Origin of the sequence: Okeania sp. SIO2B9 (assembly GCF_010672505.1) — a bacterium.
Classification (GTDB): domain Bacteria; phylum Cyanobacteriota; class Cyanobacteriia; order Cyanobacteriales; family Microcoleaceae; genus Okeania; species Okeania hirsuta.
Window position 1 is genome coordinate 1 of sequence record NZ_JAAHGK010000785.1, and the last position, 3717, is coordinate 3717.

At 41.1% G+C, this 3717-nt stretch carries 4 protein-coding genes; 2 read left to right on the plus strand and 2 right to left on the minus strand.

Translation table 11 applies throughout. The features are described from left to right. Positions 1-290 precede the first annotated feature (290 nt). A complete protein-coding gene (locus tag F6K13_RS23350) occupies positions 291-1589 on the plus strand; it encodes a dihydrolipoamide acetyltransferase family protein (protein WP_124143643.1) in 1299 nt (432 codons plus the stop codon). A gap of 211 nt (positions 1590-1800) precedes the next feature. Here the strand turns inward: F6K13_RS23350 and F6K13_RS23355 are convergent, their stop codons facing one another. Both F6K13_RS23355 and F6K13_RS23360 read right to left on the minus strand, forming a co-directional pair. Then, positions 1801-1968, minus strand: a complete 168-nt coding sequence (locus F6K13_RS23355; RefSeq protein WP_161564363.1) for a hypothetical protein — start codon at positions 1966-1968, stop codon at positions 1801-1803. Between the two features lie 18 nt (positions 1969-1986). Continuing rightward, complete coding sequence (locus tag F6K13_RS23360) at positions 1987-2118, minus strand: hypothetical protein (RefSeq protein ID WP_275670298.1); 132 nt, start codon at positions 2116-2118, stop codon at positions 1987-1989. A 666-nt stretch (positions 2119-2784) separates the two neighbouring features. Here F6K13_RS23360 and F6K13_RS23365 point away from each other — a divergent pair. Next, the coding region (locus F6K13_RS23365) for a zinc-dependent alcohol dehydrogenase family protein (RefSeq protein WP_287288544.1) at positions 2785-3717 on the plus strand (933 nt) is incomplete at its 3' end.

A 3717-nucleotide genomic window follows, 5' to 3' on the forward strand; every position in this document is an offset into this window, starting at 1 on the left:
TACCCGTGTCGGCGACAGATGTAACAGAAACCGCACCAAGATAAGAAAAAATGAAAAAAACATTTCCCCGTGTTTGATTCATAATCACTCTATGTCCTAACCAACTCGTTCTTTGCTATAGGTAAAATCTTATTACCTACAACTTACAATCTATGACCTACGACCTTCCACCTTCTACTTGAAAAAGGTGTTAGGTACTAGATGTTAGGTAAAATCTTGTTAGCTACAACCTACCACCTTGAGAGCGTAGCGACAATTATTTATCAATAAAAAAACAACGGAAAACTAACATGATTAACGAAGTATTCATGCCTGCCCTTAGTTCGACTATGACCGAGGGTAAAATTGTTTCTTGGCAAAAATCCACTGGTGATTGGGTGGAAAAAGGAGAAACAGTAGTAGTAGTTGAATCAGACAAAGCAGATATGGATGTAGAATCCTTTTTCTCTGGATATCTGGCCAATATAATTGTAGAAGCTGGTGATGTAGCAGCCGTAGGGTCTACGATCGCTTTATTGGCTGAAACAGAGGCAGAAATTGAAACAGCCAAACAGCAAGGAGGTGCTACAACTAAGCAAGAAACTGCTCCTGCTGCTTCTACTGCTGCAACTGCCGTTGCTACAGTCCCCTCTTCTATCACAACAGAAACAAAAGAGAACAACGGTCGCCGTAATGGACGGATTATTGCTTCCCCTCGTGCTCGGAAGTTGGCCAAAAAATTGAAGGTAGATTTAAGTACTCTCAAAGGTACTGGCCCTCATGGTCGAATTGTGGCAGAAGATGTAGAAATGGCAACAGGTAGTACTCCAACTTCAGTTGCTGCATCTGCGAAGACCGCGACTCCCGTTATTCCTACTCAACCATCTATTCCTACTGCCCCACCTCCACCATCTGCACCTCCAACTCCGATAACTCCTGGACAAGTTGTCAAGATGAATACTCTGCAAAATGCAGTGGTGCGAAATATGATGGTCAGTTTATCTGTGCCTACTTTCCATGTTGGTTACACGATCGCTACAGATAACTTAGATGGGTTGTATAAACAGATTAAGTCTAAGGGTGTGACAATGACTGCGATGTTAGCAAAAGCCATAGCAATGACTTTGCAACAACATCCTTTATTAAATGCTGCTTATGTGGAAGGAGGTATTCAGTATCCTTCTGGGATTAATATTGCAGTGGCAGTGGCAATGCCTGATGGCGGTTTGATTACACCAGTATTGCAAAATGCTGACAAAATGGATATTTATTCTTTATCTCGCACTTGGAAAGGTTTAGTAGAAAAGGCGCGGGCAAAGCAGTTGCAACCGGATGAATATAGCACTGGTACGTTTACTCTTTCTAACTTAGGAATGTTTGGAGTAAATCAGTTTGATGCAATTTTACCACCTGGTCAGGGTTCAATTTTAGCGATCGGTGCATCTCAACCCCAGGTAGTAGCAACTGCTGACGGGATGATTGGAGTTAAGCGACAAATGCAGGTGAATATTACTTGTGACCATAGAATTATTTACGGTGCTGACGCTGCTGCTTTCTTGCAAGATTTGGCAAAGTTGATTGAAACTAACCCCCAGTCTTTGACTATGTAGGTGAGTAACGAGACACTGGTGGCATTGAGTTTTATGCCATCAGTGATAGCGCTGTGCGTAGGCAACAGCTCATCTGGCAACAGGGGGAATGAAAAACCGATTATATCAGATTTTAGCTATTGGATACCTCCTGTAATTTGTAAATATCCCAGCGCACATTGCTGTACTCCCCATCTCCCTACACTTCCCCATCTCCCCACACTCCCCACACTTAGGGTGGTGCTTCGGGGCTGAGAATAACAACATATTCCCCGCGATCGCTCTGCTGAATAACGACAACGGGAGGATGAGCATTTGGTGGAGCATTTTTTGGCAAAGAGGGGAATATGTAATATTGACCATCTCTATCGATTAGCAGTCGCCACTGGCAACAAAACAATCAACAATTACAAGCTCTCTATGCCAAAATAGAAGATGAATGGAGTACCCAACTTTCCGAACAAATTAACCAGTTACAAGCAGAAACCAACCAACTCGCTACCGACATTACCAATAAATACCCAGAAGTTGCCGAGCTTTTTGAATTCAAACCCGAAGATATTGACAAACTCAAAGCCAATATTGCACCGGATACCGTTGTTATTCAACCTGCTCTTTTAACTGGTATTGCAAATGTTCCCGATAGCATCGCCATATTCCTTGTTACCAGAGACAAACCCACCATAGTCAAAAAAGTACCCATTGATGCCGAAGAATTCGATCACCTTCTCACCGAATATCGCGCCCAACTAGAAAACCTCAACGATGACTACCATGACCTTAACCAAGAAAAACTCTACGACTATCTCATTCGTCCCATGGAAACAGAAATAACAGCTTATTCTCCCAAACAACTCGCCATTATTGCCACGGGAAAACTCCGCTATATTCCCTTTGAAACCCTCTACGACAAAGAATCAGTCAAGGATTGAAATCCATGGCTTGGCTGTATCTTGCCTGTTGCCTGTTGCCTAAAACCTAGAATTTTGTACCTCACACTTTTTGGGAATTCCTATACCAGGTCTAATTAATTAGAGATAATAAAAATGCTCTTCATCAATTATCTTGAAAATCTATCAAATTTCCCCCGACTCTGTAGGGACGTTGCATGCAACGTCCCTACCTTCCTACTCCCTGTTTCCTATAGACAAAATATAAAAATTAATGTAAACTTAATGTTTTTACCAACAGAGTTTAAATCAGCGGAAAATCAACCATGAAAGCAGTTGTCATGACATCACCAGGAGCGCCGGAAGTTTTACAAGTGCAACAAGTTACTGACCCTGTAATTGAAAATGACCGAGAAATATTAGTGCGTTTGAAAGCTGCTGGAGTAAATCCTATTGATACAAAATTACGCACTCGTGGCACTTTTTTCCCAGACCAAAAACCTGCTATTTTAGGATGTGATGGTGCCGGTATTGTGGCAGAAGTTGGTAAAAATGTAGAAAATTTTCAAGTGGGAGATGAGGTTTATTTTTGTCATAGTGGCATTGGAGCAACTCCTGGAAATTATGCCGAATTGACTGTTGTTGATGAAAGATTTATGGCTAAAAAACCAACTTCTTTAACCTTTGTTGAAGCTGCTGCTGCACCTTTAGTTTTAATTACTGCTTGGGAATCTTTGTATGACAGAGGAAAATTAGAAGCTGGCAGAAAAGTGTTAATTCATGGTGGTGCAGGTGGGGTTGGTCATGTGGCTATACAGTTAGCAAAATTACAAGGCACTGAGGTTGCTACTACTATTAGTTCAGAAGAAAAAGCAGATTTTGTCAAAAGTTTAGGTGCAGATTTAGCGATTTTTAAGAATACAGATTTTGTGCAGGCCGTGTTAGATTGGACGAATGGGGAAGGGGTAGATTTAGCTTTTGATACTGTTGGTGGAAAAGTTTTTTATGACACTATTCCAGCAGTGAAAGTTTATGGCGATATAGTGACAATTTTAGAACCGGATACTAACTTAGGAAATTTGAAGATTGCTAGGCAAAGAAATCTGCGAATAGGGTTGGAATTAATGTTAACTCCAATGATGAAAGGTTTGATGGAAGCTCAAGTAGACCAAGCTAACATTTTGCAACAGTGTGAGCGGTTATTTGACCAAGGAAAATTAAATATTCATGTGAATAAAACTTTTGCTTTAGATGATGCA